Source organism: Lacticaseibacillus sharpeae JCM 1186 = DSM 20505 (genome assembly GCF_001436225.1).
In the GTDB taxonomy this organism is placed as follows: Bacteria; Bacillota; Bacilli; order Lactobacillales; family Lactobacillaceae; genus Lacticaseibacillus; species Lacticaseibacillus sharpeae.
Genome location: NZ_AYYO01000056.1, coordinates 139,734 through 154,449, shown reverse-complemented (window position 1 = coordinate 154,449; position 14,716 = coordinate 139,734). Strand labels below are relative to the sequence as shown.

General features: G+C 55.4%; 14 protein-coding genes. 5 read left to right on the top strand and 9 right to left on the bottom strand.

Annotated features, from left to right (window positions below):
• Positions 1-9: 9 nt before the first annotated feature.
• The 4 genes from FC18_RS11510 to rbsK are packed head-to-tail and all read right to left on the bottom strand — an operon-like array spanning position 10 to position 3,079.
• Complete coding sequence (locus FC18_RS11510) at positions 10-747, bottom strand: YibE/F family protein (RefSeq protein ID WP_054675791.1); 738 nt, start codon at positions 745-747, stop codon at positions 10-12.
• Positions 744-1,823 carry a YibE/F family protein gene (locus FC18_RS11505; protein WP_225353597.1) on the bottom strand — a complete coding sequence of 360 codons (1,080 nt, stop codon included), beginning with the start codon at positions 1,821-1,823 and terminating at the stop codon, positions 744-746. The genes FC18_RS11510 and FC18_RS11505 overlap by 4 nt, the downstream gene beginning before the upstream one ends.
• Before the next feature lie 20 nt (positions 1,824-1,843).
• Entirely contained in the window at positions 1,844-2,155 is a 312-nt protein-coding gene (locus tag FC18_RS11500) for a hypothetical protein (protein WP_054675788.1), read from the bottom strand.
• Positions 2,156-3,079 carry a ribokinase gene (gene rbsK / locus FC18_RS11495; protein ID WP_054675786.1) on the bottom strand — a complete coding sequence of 308 codons (924 nt, stop codon included), beginning with the start codon at positions 3,077-3,079 and terminating at the stop codon, positions 2,156-2,158.
• Positions 3,080-3,382: 303 nt separating this feature from the next.
• Here rbsK and pepV point away from each other — a divergent pair, with 303 nt between their 5' ends.
• Entirely contained in the window at positions 3,383-4,795 is a 1,413-nt protein-coding gene (pepV, locus tag FC18_RS11490) for a dipeptidase PepV (protein ID WP_056976357.1), read from the top strand.
• A 61-nt stretch (positions 4,796-4,856) separates the two neighbouring features.
• Positions 4,857-7,499 carry a transglycosylase domain-containing protein gene (locus tag FC18_RS11485; protein ID WP_054675783.1) on the top strand — a complete coding sequence of 881 codons (2,643 nt, stop codon included), beginning with the start codon at positions 4,857-4,859 and terminating at the stop codon, positions 7,497-7,499.
• Positions 7,500-7,616: 117 nt separating this feature from the next.
• On the opposite strand, the gene ccpA is transcribed toward FC18_RS11485, so the two are convergent.
• Entirely contained in the window at positions 7,617-8,618 is a 1,002-nt protein-coding gene (ccpA, locus tag FC18_RS11480) for a catabolite control protein A (protein ID WP_054675780.1), read from the bottom strand.
• A 297-nt stretch (positions 8,619-8,915) separates the two neighbouring features.
• On the opposite strand from ccpA, the gene FC18_RS11475 reads away from it, so the two are divergent.
• A complete protein-coding gene (locus FC18_RS11475) occupies positions 8,916-10,019 on the top strand; it encodes a M24 family metallopeptidase (protein ID WP_054675777.1) in 1,104 nt (367 codons plus the stop codon).
• A 53-nt stretch (positions 10,020-10,072) separates the two neighbouring features.
• Here FC18_RS11475 and FC18_RS11470 read toward each other — a convergent pair whose 3' ends face one another.
• The 3 genes from FC18_RS11470 to FC18_RS11460 form a co-directional block, all read right to left on the bottom strand.
• Positions 10,073-10,732: an HAD hydrolase-like protein gene (locus FC18_RS11470; RefSeq protein ID WP_054675774.1), complete on the bottom strand. Its 660-nt coding sequence runs from the start codon at positions 10,730-10,732 to the stop codon at positions 10,073-10,075.
• Positions 10,733-10,876: 144 nt separating this feature from the next.
• Positions 10,877-11,377 carry a YtxH domain-containing protein gene (locus FC18_RS11465; RefSeq protein ID WP_054675771.1) on the bottom strand — a complete coding sequence of 167 codons (501 nt, stop codon included), beginning with the start codon at positions 11,375-11,377 and terminating at the stop codon, positions 10,877-10,879.
• A 35-nt stretch (positions 11,378-11,412) separates the two neighbouring features.
• Complete coding sequence (locus FC18_RS11460) at positions 11,413-11,844, bottom strand: DUF948 domain-containing protein (protein WP_054675768.1); 432 nt, start codon at positions 11,842-11,844, stop codon at positions 11,413-11,415.
• Positions 11,845-12,068: 224 nt separating this feature from the next.
• Here FC18_RS11460 and FC18_RS11455 point away from each other — a divergent pair, with 224 nt between their 5' ends.
• Positions 12,069-12,935, top strand: a complete 867-nt coding sequence (locus tag FC18_RS11455; RefSeq protein WP_054675765.1) for a mechanosensitive ion channel family protein — start codon at positions 12,069-12,071, stop codon at positions 12,933-12,935.
• A 63-nt stretch (positions 12,936-12,998) separates the two neighbouring features.
• Here the strand turns inward: FC18_RS11455 and cbpB are convergent, their stop codons facing one another.
• Entirely contained in the window at positions 12,999-13,469 is a 471-nt protein-coding gene (gene cbpB / locus FC18_RS11450; protein WP_054675762.1) for a cyclic-di-AMP-binding protein CbpB, read from the bottom strand.
• A 314-nt stretch (positions 13,470-13,783) separates the two neighbouring features.
• Here cbpB and FC18_RS11445 point away from each other — a divergent pair, with 314 nt between their 5' ends.
• Positions 13,784-14,515 carry an MIP/aquaporin family protein gene (locus FC18_RS11445; protein WP_056976355.1) on the top strand — a complete coding sequence of 244 codons (732 nt, stop codon included), beginning with the start codon at positions 13,784-13,786 and terminating at the stop codon, positions 14,513-14,515.
• Positions 14,516-14,716: the final 201 nt, after the last annotated feature.

Genomic DNA, 14,716 nt, shown 5'->3' with positions numbered 1-14,716 from the left:
AGTTTAACTTCACTTGGTTTTCCCCGCCAGTGCCCGGCGCCGAACCACCCAACTGGTGACTGGCACCGTCAAAATCACCGCGATGACCGAAAACAGCACATCGAGCAATTCACCAACGAAAATTTTGTTGTTCACAATCATCCACAACGGGTACTTCAGCTGCGCGAACCAGATGAACAGGCCCGCAAAACCGCCGAAGAAACCAAAGAACAGCGTGTTAATCGCCGTGCCGATGATTTCCCGCCCCATCTGGACGATGCCGCGCCAGTCGCGGACCACGTCGAGCTCGTTAATGCCCGCCGCCACCGCAATCGCGGCTTCAGCAACCGCCCCGAGCGTACTAATCAGCCCCGCGGCCACGGCGATATCGGGGAACGACACGCCCAGCGCGGTGCTCATGCCCTCAAGCTCTTCGCCGTCCTCAGCGCCAAAGCCCGCGGTGTAGCTGCGACTAATCACGCCGACCACCACGAATACCAGGATGGCCATCACGATGAGCGACGCGACGAACGCCGGCCCAGCAACGCGGACATCCGCGGAACTGAGGAAAATGGTGGCGGCCAAAATGATAATCGATGCGACCACGCCGACGGTCACGGGGTTAAACCCGCCCGCCATCAGGATGACACTCAGCAGCAAGACGATGGCGTTGACCATGAGCGCGGAAAAACTCCGCAGTCCGCGCCGGCCACCCACCAGGAGCATGAGTACCGCCAAGGTCAAGATTAACGCAAACATTGAGTTCATGCCTCTTGCCCCCTTCCCGGCAGCAGTGCGGCGAGGCCACTAGTCAGCGGCACCGCTAGCACTATCCCGAACGCGGAGATGAGCGATTGCGTGAAGCCCAAGCCCATCACCCACGAGACCGTGTACGCGATGGTGTTGTTATTGCGCAGCCACAAGATGGTTTCCACGAACGTATCCGCCATGAAGATCATGAACAGCACCGCGATCAGCGGGCCCATGACGGAGCGCCCAATCGCCATCCCCGCCATAAACCGTTCTTTGCGGCTGGCCGGTAGCTGAAAAATCGCCACGGAGATGTCGCTGGTTTCATCCAGGACCGCCCCCAGCGAACCAATCACAATCTGGAAGAAGAAGATTAGTTGCGGCTGTTGCGTCACGTACTTCACGGTTTCCAAGTGGATGCCGTGATACCCCGTGCCGGTCATGATGCCATAGCCGAGTGCAACCGACAGCGCGGTGGCCAGCACGGTTGACAGTGCGATACAGACCGCAACGGGGCGCACACCAATAACGAAGAGCACCGTGAGCACGGTGAACACCAGCGCGAGGCCGCCGACCAAAAGCCAGGGGCCCTTGCCCTGCAACGCCAATTCGTGGTGGACACCCCAAAAGAAGATAGCCGCGTTCAGCGTAATCGAAATCAAGGTCACCAGTGCGTGCTTGCCCGCGAAGATGATGAGCAAAAGCACCGTGACCACCAGCAACCCGCCCAGCAGCGTGTCGCGCTTGGTGTCATTGAGCTGATAACCGTCCTTGCTGTGGGTCAGGAATACCTGTTGGCCGCTGCGGAGCGGAAAGTCCAGCGCCTGCGATTTGACGTAGGTGTTACGCAGCACCACGGTCTGTCCCCGACGCTTGGTGTTCAGCAACCGCACGCGCACATGTTGCACGATGCGCCGGTCGTGGTTATTGAACGAGTCGGTTTCCGCCGTGCTGGTGGTCTTCGTGATTGCCGTCACCTGGGCAACGGGTGTGCTGTACAGCCCCGCGTCATGCCGCAAACCAAAAATCACGGCGGCTAGTATCAGCAGACTACCAACGATAATGCTTATATATTTTTTGTTTGCCTTGTGCACAAACACCAATCCTTTCACGCCTACCCAACGTGGTTAGCGCGCAGGATTTCGTCGTATGCGTCTTTGACTTTGCCCTCCGGCTTGGCCCATTCTTCCCAATGATCAGGATGCAGGTCGGGGAAAGTGTATGTCTCATTAATATACTGTTCGTAAATCCGCACTGAAGTCCCATGCGGAATGTTCAGCTGGACGATGCGCACCATCTTGATGTAGCCGTCCAGGGCACAACGTTCCGCAATCCCGTTCATGTAGATGTTGCCCAGTTCAAAATACCGGGTGCCATCATTGCGGGTAATTTCTTGAATCAAATCTAGCGTTTGGTACTCTGCCAACTAGAGTTCCTCCTTCAACATTGCCTCAACTTCGGCCGTCGTTGGAATGGCTGGCTGGCCCCCAGGACGGGAGACTGCCAGTCCGGATGCAGCGGTGGCGTACACGATGGCGTCTTCAATCGGCTTGCCCACCGCAATCTGGGCCAAAAAGCCGCCGATGAACGTGTCGCCAGCCCCAGTTGTGTCCACCGCCTGCACGTTGAATGCAGGGGTGGCGAATTCGTCCCCGTTCGCGTTCGCGTAGTAGCTCCCGTTTTCGGCCAGGGTAATGATGACTTGACCCGCACCCCGGCGGCACAGTGCCGCCGCACTCTCGGCGGTCGACGCCGCGTCCACGGTATCAATGCCGGTCAACGCCGTTGCTTCCCCTTCGTTCGGGATGATGATGTCGGTCGCCTTAATCAAAGAGTCCGGTACACTACGGCGGGCAGGTGCCGGGTTCAGCACGGTGGTCACCCCACGCTTTTTGGCTGCTTCGAAGGCCGCCGTCACTGTATCCAGTGGGGATTCGAAAGTTGACAGCAACATGTCGCCAGCCCCAAGGCCATCGAGCAGTGGCTGCACGTCTGCGAGTTTAACCTCAGCGTTGGCACCACTAGCCACCACAATGCGGTTCTGGCCGGATGGTTCAACGAAAATCACGGCGCGGCCGGTTGGGGCATTCTCGTCGGTAATCAGGTGCTCAGTGTTCACGCCCGCGTCCACCAGGCCCTGGCGCAAACCGGCGCCGGCACCGTCGTTCCCGACACGGCCGACGAAGCGCACATCCAGGCCATTGCGGGCGGCCGCAACGGCTTGGTTAGCGCCCTTCCCGCCGTTTGCTTCAATCAAATCATCCGCGATGAGCGTTTCACCGGGTTTGGGTGCGTGGTTCACGCTGAAAAGTTGGTCAAGGTTGATACTACCGATAACTACGAGTGTCATATCGCTGCTCCTTTTTTCGTCACCATTATTTGCCGAAACATGTCTGCATTTGAGGGCGCAAACTAGCGCCCGTTCGTTCTTTATCATAGCAGAGCGCCGGGTGATATTGTAGCTTTTCCCGGCCACCAAATGTGCGAATCTACCATCAGGTTACACCGCATTTTCTGATGTATGCGTGCACATGGGTGAAAGGTAAACAAGATTTAATGTATTATCGGCCCTGAAGCCCCCGCATGTTCCTACCAATATGTTATTCTAAAAGCATTGATATTTTCACGTGCCATCAAGGAAAGAGGGACAAATATGGACTACGATTTCAAAACCGCTGCTGCCAATTACGAGGATGCAATGATTGCGGACCTCAAAGCGCTGGTCGCAATTGACTCCGAACGCGACACCGACAACGCAACCACAGACGCACCTCTGGGCCCCGGCCCGGCGCAGGCCATCAAGCACGCACTGGCAATGGCTCAGCGCGACGGCTTCACCACTAAGAACGTCGAGAACGTCGCGGGCCGCATCGAACTTGGCTCCGGCAACGAAATTCTCGGGGTACTCGGCCACGTCGACGTGGTTCCTGCCGGCGAAGGTTGGACCACCGACCCATTCAAGCCTGAGATCAAGGACGGCAAGATGTACGGACGCGGGACGGCCGACGACAAGGGCCCTGTCATTGCGGCTTACTACGCCCTGAAGATTCTCCGCGACCTGAACGTACCACTGAACAAGCAGGTGCACATGATTCTCGGCTCCGATGAAGAATCCGAATGGTACGGCATGGACCGCTACCTGGCGAGCGAACCAACGCCCGACTTCGGCTTCTCTCCCGACGCCGAATTTCCAATTATTAATGGGGAAAAAGGGATTGCCAGCTTCCTCGTCAGCCAAAAACGCGTGGCCCCAAAACAGGCCGCAACCACGCTGACCAGCTTTTCTGCCGGCATCCGGCCCAACATGGTGCCCGTGAGCGCCACGGCGACATTGGCAGGCACCATCCCCGCAGATTTTGCCGACCAGGTGCAGACCTTCGCCATGACTAACGACGTGACGGCCGAACTGACGCCAACTGACCGCGGCGTATCCATCACGCTGGTTGGCCAGGGGGCCCACGCCTCCACGCCAGCCATCGGGGTCAACGCTGGTACCTACCTGGCTGCTTTCCTCATTAACAGTAGCCTGGACCTCGACCCAGCAGCAATGGCTTACCTGAACACGATTACCGCCTACATGCACCGCGACACCACCGGGAAGCTCCTCGGCATCAACTACGCGGACCGCAAGATGGGTGAATTAACCGCCAGCCCGGACATCTTCAACTTCAGCCAGGACGGTAAGCAGACCGTGCTCATCAACATTCGCTACCCACAAGGCACGACGGCTGACCAGATTCGCGACCAGATTGAAAGCACCATCGGCGACGACCTGGTGACCGTGACCATCGATGGCCACGCCCAAGAACCGCATTACGTGCCCGAAAGTGACCCACTCGTGCAGACCCTACTCGATGTTTACACCGAGCACACCGGCCTGGAGGGTCACGAAATGATTATCGGGGGCGGGACGTACGGCCGGATTCTTGACCGTGGGGTTGCCTTTGGTGCCCAGATGCCAGGCGCGCCAGACATCATGCACCTCCCAAATGAATACATTAAGATTGAAGACGTTGTGCGTGCAGCAGCCATTTATGCTGATGCAATCGCTCGTCTAGCAAAATAGTTTTAGGGCACCCGCAAAGCTGCGTGGTGCCCTAAAGCCCGTAAAGGTGGCACGTATTACTGTGAACAATTTCCTGCACAACCTGCGCCGCGCTTTTGCCAGCGGTTCAGGCAAGCATAATTCAACCAATTCAAAGACAAATCCAAACGGGGTGCGGCCCAAACTGCCGCCACTAACCAAAGACAACTGGTGGCTCTACGTTGACACCGGCATTCAGGTGCTGCGTGGCATCGTGATTGCCGGTATCTGCGGCATCATCCTCGCTGGGTTCCTCGGCCTGGGGGTCGGACTTGGCTACTTCGCGTCGATTATCGACAACACGCCGGTTCCGGCTAAGGCCGCCATGCGCAAGTCGATCAAGCGCGCAGACAGTGCGGCAACGCTCTACTACGCCAACGATGTGAAGCTGGGCACGGTCAAAAGCGACCTGGTGCGGACAACGGTCAAGCTCGATCAGGTGTCCCCATGGCTACAAAAGGCCGTGGTGGCAACTGAAGATGAGGATTTCTTCAACCACTCTGGGGTCATGCCCAAGTCCCTGATTCGCGCCGTGATTTCGAGCGTCACCGGGATTGGGAGTCAAACCGGGGGGTCCACCCTCACCCAGCAGCTGGTTAAAATGCAGCTGCTGTCCAGCGAAACGACCTTCAAGCGCAAGGCCAAAGAAATCGTGCTGGCTATGCGCGTGGACAAGTTCATGAGCAAACAAGACATCCTGAACGCCTACCTGAACGTCGCCACCTTTGGCCGCAACAACCGCGGGCAGAACATCGCCGGGGTTGAAGAAGCTGCTGAAGGACTGTTCGGTACCACCGCGGCCAAGCTCAACGTGGAACAGGCCGCCTTCATCGCCGGCCTGCCCCAGAGTCCGTTCGGTTACACACCGTACACGCAGACCGGGGCTTTCGCCAAGACGCTCGATGTCGGGATTAAGCGGCAAAAGACCGTGCTCTTCCGGATGTACCGGGCTGGCTACCTGTCCAAGAAGGAATACGCCCAGGCCAAGGCTTACAACATCAAGAAGGATTTCCTGAAACAGTCATCCGGCTCGACGATTGACACCAAGTCCACAGACTACGCCTACAACGCCGTCTTCAGTCAGGCCGTGACCATCCTCGCCAAGCAGCTCGCTAAGCAGGACGGCATCACTGGCGCCAAGCTCGACAGCAAGGAACTGACGGCCTACAAGACCGACGCTGAGACGTTGTTCAAGACTAAGGGCTACGAAATCCACAGCACCCTGCTTAGTTCTGTGTACAAGAAGATGCAGGAAGTGATGAACGAGTACAAAGCCAACTTCGGGGTTGACCACACGTACACCGTGACCGACCCCAATACGGGCGAAATCAAGACCGTCACTGAATCCCCGCAAAACGGGATGGTGCTCCTCGACAACGATACCGGGGCCATCCTGAGCTTCGTCGGTGGGACCAACGGTGAAGTCAACCACACAACGACCTCCCGTTCCCCAGGGTCCGCCATCAAGCCAATTCTTGATTACGGCCCCGGGATTGAGCAGAAGGTCATCGGCTCGAACAGTGTAATTGCCGACTTTCCGCTCACCAAGTTCGGCGACTACAAACCAACGGACTTCGGCGACACCGTGCAAAACAAGTTCGTGCCCGCAACCACCGCCCTCTCCAAGTCCTATAACATCACCGCCCTGAACCTCTACAACGTGGTCCGGCAGCGGATGAACGTTCAGGACTACATGAAGAAGATCGGTATCACCACCCTGACCAACAATGACTACGCACAGATTGGTCTGGGGATTGGGGGGACCGACTACGGGGTGACGGTCAACCAACTGACTTCCGCCTTTGCCACCTACGCTAACGGCGGGGTCCACGCATCGACCTACATGATTGACAAGATTACCGATCCATCCGGCAAGGTGGTCTACCAGCACAAGCAAAAGCGCACTCGCGTTGTATCTAAGGCAACCTCCTACATCATGAAGCACATGATGAACGCCGTTGTTGATTCCGGGACCGCTGCGTCCCTGAACAGCTACCTGTCATTTAGCACCAAGAACCTGATGGGTAAAACTGGTGAAAGTAACAACGAACGTGACTCCTGGTTCATCGGGAGCACCCCTGGGGTCAGCCTGGGTGCCTGGATGGGTTACGACAACAACTACCGGCACTCGTTCAACCTGGCTTCTAGTGCCACCCGGACCGAAATCCATTACTGGGCGCAGCAGATGAATGCCATCTACAAGCTGATTCCAAACCGGATGCGGGTCAACGAGTCGATGGCCAAGCCGGCAACCGTCAAGAGCGTCGCCGTCAACAGCATGACGGGGATGCCAAACGGTAGTGTTAGCTACAACGGCAGCACCATCAAGACCTCAGGCAACACGGTCACCAGCATGTACAACGACTGGACCCCGGGCAGTCTCACCAGCCAGTTCGGGGTCGGCGGGACCTCAGCAGACTACAAGCTCTTCTGGGACTTCATGGGCGGCGCCAGCAACGGTTACGGCACGCAGACTAAGGGCGACCAAACCCTGGACGACGTGCTCAAGACTAGCGACGACACCACCGATGGCGACACCACGGGCACGGACGGGACCCAAACGTCCAGCTCCTCCAGCAGCGCGTCATCTGGCAGCTCGACCTCGAGCTCCTCATCGAGCGTAATCAGCAGCTCGAGCAGTTCGACGGCCGAGACCGCCGTTAGTTCATCAAGCACCGCGCAATAAAAATCACCCGCAGTGACGCAACGATTCGGTTGTGTCACTGCGGGTTTTGTTTTGGGCTAAACTAGCAGCAAATGCTCAGCAAAAAAGACGCCGCATAAAGCGGCGTCTTTGCAGGTATTACTTGGTTGAGTCGCGTTCGGTCAGGTCAAAGCCCAAACGAATGGTCTTCTCGTCGATGTCTTCCTTGTTCATCATCTTGGTGAGCAGGCGCATAGCAACGGCACCGATATCGTACAGCGGCTGGTCAATGGAGGTCATGCGTGGCCGGGCCATTTCGGTCAGCTTCGTGTTGTTGCTCGTGATGATTTCGAAGTCATCCGGAACGGAAACGCCAGCGTCGTGCGCCGCGTTCAGAATCCCGATGGCAACTTCATCGTCAGCAACGATTGCGGCAGTCGCCTTGCTCTTCTGCAGTTCCGCGAAGATGGCCAGGCCTGCCTGGTAGCTGTATTCAGATTCGAAGACGAGGCTTTCGTCGTAGGCAATGCCCGCGTCGTCGAGTGCTTCCTTGTAGCCCTTCAGGCGGTACTGGGCGTTGATGGCGTCCTTGAGTGGGCCGGTAACCAGCGCGATGCGTTCGTTACCGCTCTGGATTAACTGCTTGGTGGCCCCTTCAACAGCGGCGATGTAGTCAATGTTGACGCTCCCGAGCTGGCCTTCAGGGTCAACAGAACCGGCAAGCACGATTGGCGTCTTGCTGCGGGCGAACTCGTTGCGGATGTTATCGCCAATGTTGTGGCCCATGTAGATCAAGCCATCAACTTGCTTAGCGAGCAGGTTGTTCACAACTTGAACTTCCTTCTTGTTGTTCTCATCGGAGTTAGCAAGGATGATGTTGTACTTGTACATCGTTGCCACGTCGTCAATCCCCCGCGCCAGGCTGGAGAAGAACATGTTTGTCACGTCAGGAATGATTACCCCAACAGTGGTCGTCTTTTTAGAAGCAAGACCACGAGCGACCGCGTTTGGCCGGTAATCAAGGCGGTCAATTACCTCCAAAACCTTCTTACGGGTGGCTGGCTTCACATTGGGGTTACCATTAACAACACGTGAAACTGTAGCCATTGAAACGTTCGCCTCACGGGCAACGTCGTAAATGGTGATTGTCTGCTTTTCCATAGTGCACAAAGAATCCTTTCAAATTTAAACTTATTTTCAGTCGAATACGATTTGTGTTCTTTTCAAAGATAGCAGAAGAACATCACAAATGCAAGCGTTTTACTGATAATTGCATGAATTTTTCAGAGCGCTTTTCAGAAACTTTTACTTGCGTCCGCGTGGTATACTGGTTGCAAGTTGAACCGCATTGGAACGACGCACATCTAGCGCACACTGCACGCGCGCGATTGGTGGCAGCTTATGAAAACCGCTTTCATCATGACGTAAATGTAGTGGCGCACCATTGGAGGAATTAGTGTGAACCAACATCTACAAGGCTTAATTAAGTGGGTTCAGGACAAGAACCTGGACATTGCTTACATTAGCAACCCAACCAACATTAGTTACTTCTCCGGCTTCTTCCAGGACCCCGAAGAACGTGTTACCGGCCTCTTTGTCTTCCCCGACAAGGACCCATTCCTGTTCACCCCCGCACTGTCCATTCAGGAAGTTAAGCGCTCCGGCTGGCCCTACGACGTGTACGGCTACCTCGACCACGAAGACCCATTCGCGCTGATTGCAAGCCACATCCGCGAGCGGATCGCCGACCCACTGCGTTGGGGCATTGAAAAGGACGACCTGCCCGTTTACCGCTTCGAAGCCACCATGCAGAACTTCCCGAACGCCACCTTCCCTGAAGATGCGAGCCGGTTCATCGAGGTCAAGAAGTTGATCAAGACCCCGGATGAAATCGCGCTGCTCGAACAGGCCGGCCGGGACGCTGACCGCGCTTTCGCTGCTGGCTTTGCCGCCCTGCACACCGGGGTGACCGAACAGGCCGTCGTCGCCGAAATCGAATACGCCATGATGAAGTCCGGCGTGATGCAGATGAGCTTCGACACCATCGTCCAGGCTGGTGCCAACGCCGCTAACCCCCACGGTGGTCCTGAACTGAACAAGATTCAAAGCGGCCAGATGGTCCTCTTTGACCTTGGGACCGTCAACAAGGGCTACATCAGTGACTCCACGCGGACCGTTGCCTTTGGCCCAATTGACGACAAGCAAAAGGAAATCCACCGCGTCTGTCTCGAAGCTAACCTGGCCGCAATGGACGCCGCTCGTCCCGGTGTGACCGCCGCGCAGCTCGACAAGATTGCGCGCGACATTATTGAGAAGGCTGGTTACGGTGAATACTTCAACCACCGTCTCGGCCACGGGATTGGGACCAGCACCCACGAATTCCCATCCATCATGGAAGGCAACGACCTCGTCCTCGAACCCGGCATGTGCTTCTCCATCGAACCCGGGATTTACATTCCTGGCTTTGCCGGTGTCCGGATTGAAGACTGTGTCCACATCACCGCTGATGGGAACGAGCCTTTCACCCACACCACCAAGGAACTGCAGACCTTCACCGACTAGTCCGCGGACACAAAAACGGCATTTACCCATTTTGCGGGCAAATGCCGTTTTTTTTATGCCAAAATCCGCTTGGCCGCGCCGGATAGTTCTGCCGGTGTGTTGATAATCTCGCTCGCCCCGGCCTTGCGCAGTTCTGCCAGATCCCCGAAGCCATACGTGACCCCGAGCGTCTTGATGGCGTTGTTCCGCCCACCTTCGATATCGGTGAAGCGGTCGCCGATCATCAAACTCTCCGGCTTGTCCGCGTGCATCTCTTGCAGGGCGTATGCCAGCACGTCCGTCTTGGTCACGCGTGTCCGTTCGTCCTTGGAGGCCCCGTACAGGCCGCTGAACAAGTCGCCAAGCTCGAAGTGAGCCGCAATCCGTTCAATCATGTGTTCGGGCTTGGACGATGCGACCGCCAGCTGGTAACCGGCCGCCTGCAGCTGCGCCAGAGTTTCGGGTACGCCCGAGTACACCTTGAGTTCGTAAATCCCCTGGGCGTTGTAGTATTCCTGGTACATGTGAATCGCGTGCCGCACGCCGCGCTCATCGAGCTCCGGGAAGTACTTGTTGATACTGTACGCGAGGCTGGGCCCAATCCAATCACGGTACTGGGCGTCAGTCAGTTCACTGACCCCAACTTTGTTAATCATGTACTTAATCCCATTGACGATTCCCTGTTCGGAATCCGCAATGGTGCCATCAAAATCAAAAAACAAGGTCTTGCTCATGCGTATAATATCCTCCGTCGTGTTAGTTCACAGCCCATTATCCCCGAAACGGCGCGATAATGCCAGTCAGGCGGCCCAAAGTGTCCCCGTAATTGGCGGGACAAAAAAAGGGGCCGGATTTGCATCCGCCCCCGATAGTGCTGATTATTCTTCAGTTGCTTCTGGTTCGGCAGCAGGTGCTGCTGGCTCTGGGTCTGCGGCTTCTTCTGCCGGCGCTTCGTCTTCCGCTGCGGCTTCAGCATCTTCTGCTGCAGCTTCACTAGCTTCCTTAGCCTGGGCAAAAGCACTCTTGCCATCAACCACGATGTCATCGAAGTTTTCGTCTTCTTCATCGTCATCGTCGTCGGTTACGGCTGCACGCACTTCAGCGGTGGCAGCATCGTAATCGTCAAGGTCCAGTGGTTCTGGCTTTTCGATCTTCGTCTTCAGGCCGGTCACGAATTCTTCGGCACTGTTGCGCAGGTCGCCGGTTGCGTCCTTCGCGTATTCGAAGTAGTCAGCGGCACGGTCCGAAATCTGGTCCTTGCCTTCCCGCAACTTGCGCTTCAGCTCCGTAGTGGTCTGTGGGGTGAGCAGGTACGTCGTGGCGATTGCTGCGGCACTACCAAGAACAAATCCCAGAACAAAATTCTTACTCTTTGACATAATTGAATCCTCCAATCATCTAATAGGAATACTGCTTACTCTTTGTTTTTCTTGCTCATTTGGTTACGTAAAATCGAGAATGCCGTTTTGCCGGCCTTAACTGCCATAGACGTCTTCGCGCTGCCAGCAGTATCGTTCAGGCGGGTCGTCAGGTTGCGTGCAGCACCGTTCAGGTCACTGACACTTTCGCCCAGTTCGCCCATTGCCGTGAAGACGGGGTCAATCGCCGCGACCTTACCGTTAACATCCTCGAGTAAGTCGTTCGTCTTAACCATCAAGTCTTCAACCTCGTGTGTGAGCGTACCCAGTTCCCCGTTCACCACGTTCAATGTTGTTCGCACCTCGCCAATCGTCGGCTTGACTTCTTTAATCGCACGACTGATTTGCCAGCCAACAACCAAGATTGCCAGGGCGATAATCAAAAATGCAATCGCCGCAACGAGTCCTGCGACTTGTCCTAATGTCATGCCACACCATCCTTTCTTCACGCTTTTGTATACCAAGAATACCATCGTTGATTGAAGCATTCAATTTTTCGCTGGATTTTCCTGCCATTATCAGTAAGTGTACGCGGTTTAACGGAAAATGTCACCACTAAACTGTATCCGCTTACGAATGGATTTTTTCGCCCGCACCCCGGATACATCTGCTAAACTACTAATATGGATACAAAGCGAAAGGATGGACGCACGTGATTTACTTAGCAAGTGCAGATCTAGCAACCAAAAAGGCCAACGCAATCGTGCGCTACTTAGAACGGGTGAATTGGGAAAACATCGCCGATTCACTCGTCAGCCGCGTCTTGCAACTCATTGCCATTACGATTTTATTTTTAATTGTTAAACGGTTCGGCAAGTTTCTCATTCACCGCGGCTTCGAACATTACCGCCAGCGGATTGACGCGACCGGCCGGGTGAACACCATGGGCGCACTCGCCCAAAACACGTTTGCCTACGTGCTCGCATTCTTTTATGCTTACACGTTCCTGACCATCATCGGCATCCCTATCGGCACCCTCATCGCTGGGGCCGGAATCGTTGGGTTAGCCGTTGGGTTCGGGGCCCAGGGCTTCGTCAGTGACCTGGTCAACGGGTTCTTCATCATCATGGAAGGCCAGCTCGACGTCGGGGATTCAGTCCAAATCGCGGACATCGCCGGTACCGTCACCGCCGTGGGCCTGCGCACCACCAAGGTCACCAGTGCGGATGGCACCTTGAACTACATTCCTAACCGCAGCATCACCATCGTGCGCAACCTTTCGCGCAACGCGATGACCGCGGTCGTCAGCATCCCCCTGGCAAATGGCGGCAACTCCGCCAAGATTGAAGAAATCTTGACGCAGGTGAACGAGTCACTGACACCCAATTCACCGGAGTTAACCGCCGAGCCTGCACTCTTAGGCCTCAACCAGACTAGCTGGGGCGGTTTCGTCTACCAGGTGCAGCTCACCGCGAAACCGGGCACGCAGCTGGCGGCCCAGCGTAAGTTCCTCACCGCCTACGTTGACGCGCTCACCGCGGCGGGCATCAAGATGCGCACCACGGTTCCAACTAAATAATCGGCACACAAAAAGCAGTTAACCCACTGTTCACGAGGTTAACTGCTTTTTTGATTCGGCAAATTACTTTTCAATGCGGTTAAGCTTGTACTCCTTGCCGATATTGTGGGTCAGGTAGTTGAAGGTCTTCATCCATTCGCGCCGGGTCACAATGCCGGTGAACTCGCCGGTGCTGGCGACAACGGGCAAGAAGGGGTTATCAACCAGGAGGTGCAGCACCTCTTCGGTCGCGTACGGGTTCTCGATGGTTGCCACGTCCTTTTGCATGACGTCGCCCACACAGAGTTCATCCAGCTTCGCAAAACTCAACTGTTCGAGGCCGAGCATGGTCTCCGTAATCATCGGCATCGACAGCAAGCCAACGAACTGATCATCTGCGCCGAGCACCGGAATCTTGGAGTAGCGCACCTTGGTCAGCACGAGGAAGGCGTGGGTCAGCGAGTTATCCGCCTGGACGGTCGCCACGCTGGATGCGGGGATGACGAAATGTTCCTTGTTTTCCATTAAAATATCGTTTATTGCGGGGTCAATCAATTGGCATATTCCCTTCTTGACTGAACGGGTCACCACCCGTTCTGGATTTTGCAACACGGTTTATGCGGCGTTTCGTTACCACACAACCAGACTTATAGGTAATATTTTACGCGGTCAACATTAAAAATACAGTAGGTAGCGCTAACATTCAAAGAAACTTCAATTCTTGAATGACACGCCTGCATTTATCTGATAAACTTTGGTCTGCTTGGTTATTTTTACATGTAGATACATACAATCATCGACGTATTTACACCGGTTGGACATGCGCCCGACCACTATGTACGCTGAGTTAAAAATTAGGAGGAAATATCGTGACTTATGATTTAGGAGTTCGGCTCGTTGCTGAATTCATCGGTACTGCAATTATGGTTATTCTTGGTAACGGGTCAGTAGCGAACGTTGACCTGAAGGGGACTAAGGGTAACGGTTCTGACTGGATGCTCATCGCCGTTGGGTATGGGTGTGGGGTGCTGATTCCGGCCCTGATGTTCGGTTCCATCTCCGGTAACCATATCAACCCGGCCTTCACCATTGGTCTCGCTGTTTCCGGCCTGTTCCCATGGAAGGAAGTTCTGCCATACATTCTGGTTCAATTCGCCGGCGCCATTGTTGGTCAGCTCCTCGTTGTGGCTGCATACAAGCCCCACTACGACATGACCACCAACCCCCAGCACATTCTTGGGACCTTCTCCACCATCAACGCCACCAAGAGCAAGTTCAACGGGTTCGTCAACGAATTCATCGGTTCCTACATCCTCTTCATCGGGGCGCTCGGAATTACCAAGGCGCCATTCTTCGCCCAGAACGTTGGGGTCGCCCACTTCGGGCTTGGCTTCCTCGTTGCCACCCTGGTTGCTAGTCTTGGGGGCCCAACCGGACCTGCCTTGAACCCTGCCCGTGACCTTGGTCCCCGGATCGTGCACGCCCTGTTGCCCCTGCACAACAAGGGCAACTCCGATTGGGGTTACTCCTGGGTTCCAGTCGTTGCGCCAATCCTCGCGGGGATTGCCGGCATCGCAACCTACAAGTTCATTTTCATGTAAACTCCAGCACTAATATAAGTAATTCTCGCTCCCGCAGCAGCGCGCTATATCATCCGCGCTGCTGCGGGAGTTTTTTTGACTGCCAATCGCACTTGTTCCTGCCTGTGTTCATGTTGCTTAGGCAAGAATGTTGCATTTGTGCAAATTCGTTTTCGTCACATGCACTTACAAGTTATTTCACCGATAAGGTTTACCTTTTCA

Bases quoted from the DNA above. Each gene is read 5' to 3' on its own strand.
- FC18_RS11460 (WP_054675768.1), bottom strand. From the start codon at position 11,844: ATGACATTAGGACAAGTCGCAGGACTCGTTGCGGCGATTGCATTTTTG.
- FC18_RS11470 (WP_054675774.1), bottom strand. From the start codon at position 10,732: ATGAGCAAGACCTTGTTTTTTGATTTTGATGGCACCATTGCGGATTCC.
- rbsK (WP_054675786.1), bottom strand. From the start codon at position 3,079: ATGACACTCGTAGTTATCGGTAGTATCAACCTTGACCAACTTTTCAGC.
- FC18_RS11465 (WP_054675771.1), bottom strand. From the start codon at position 11,377: ATGTCAAAGAGTAAGAATTTTGTTCTGGGATTTGTTCTTGGTAGTGCC.
- FC18_RS11510 (WP_054675791.1), bottom strand. From the start codon at position 747: ATGAACTCAATGTTTGCGTTAATCTTGACCTTGGCGGTACTCATGCTC.
- ccpA (WP_054675780.1), bottom strand. From the start codon at position 8,618: ATGGAAAAGCAGACAATCACCATTTACGACGTTGCCCGTGAGGCGAAC.
- pepV (WP_056976357.1), top strand. From the start codon at position 3,383: ATGGACTACGATTTCAAAACCGCTGCTGCCAATTACGAGGATGCAATG.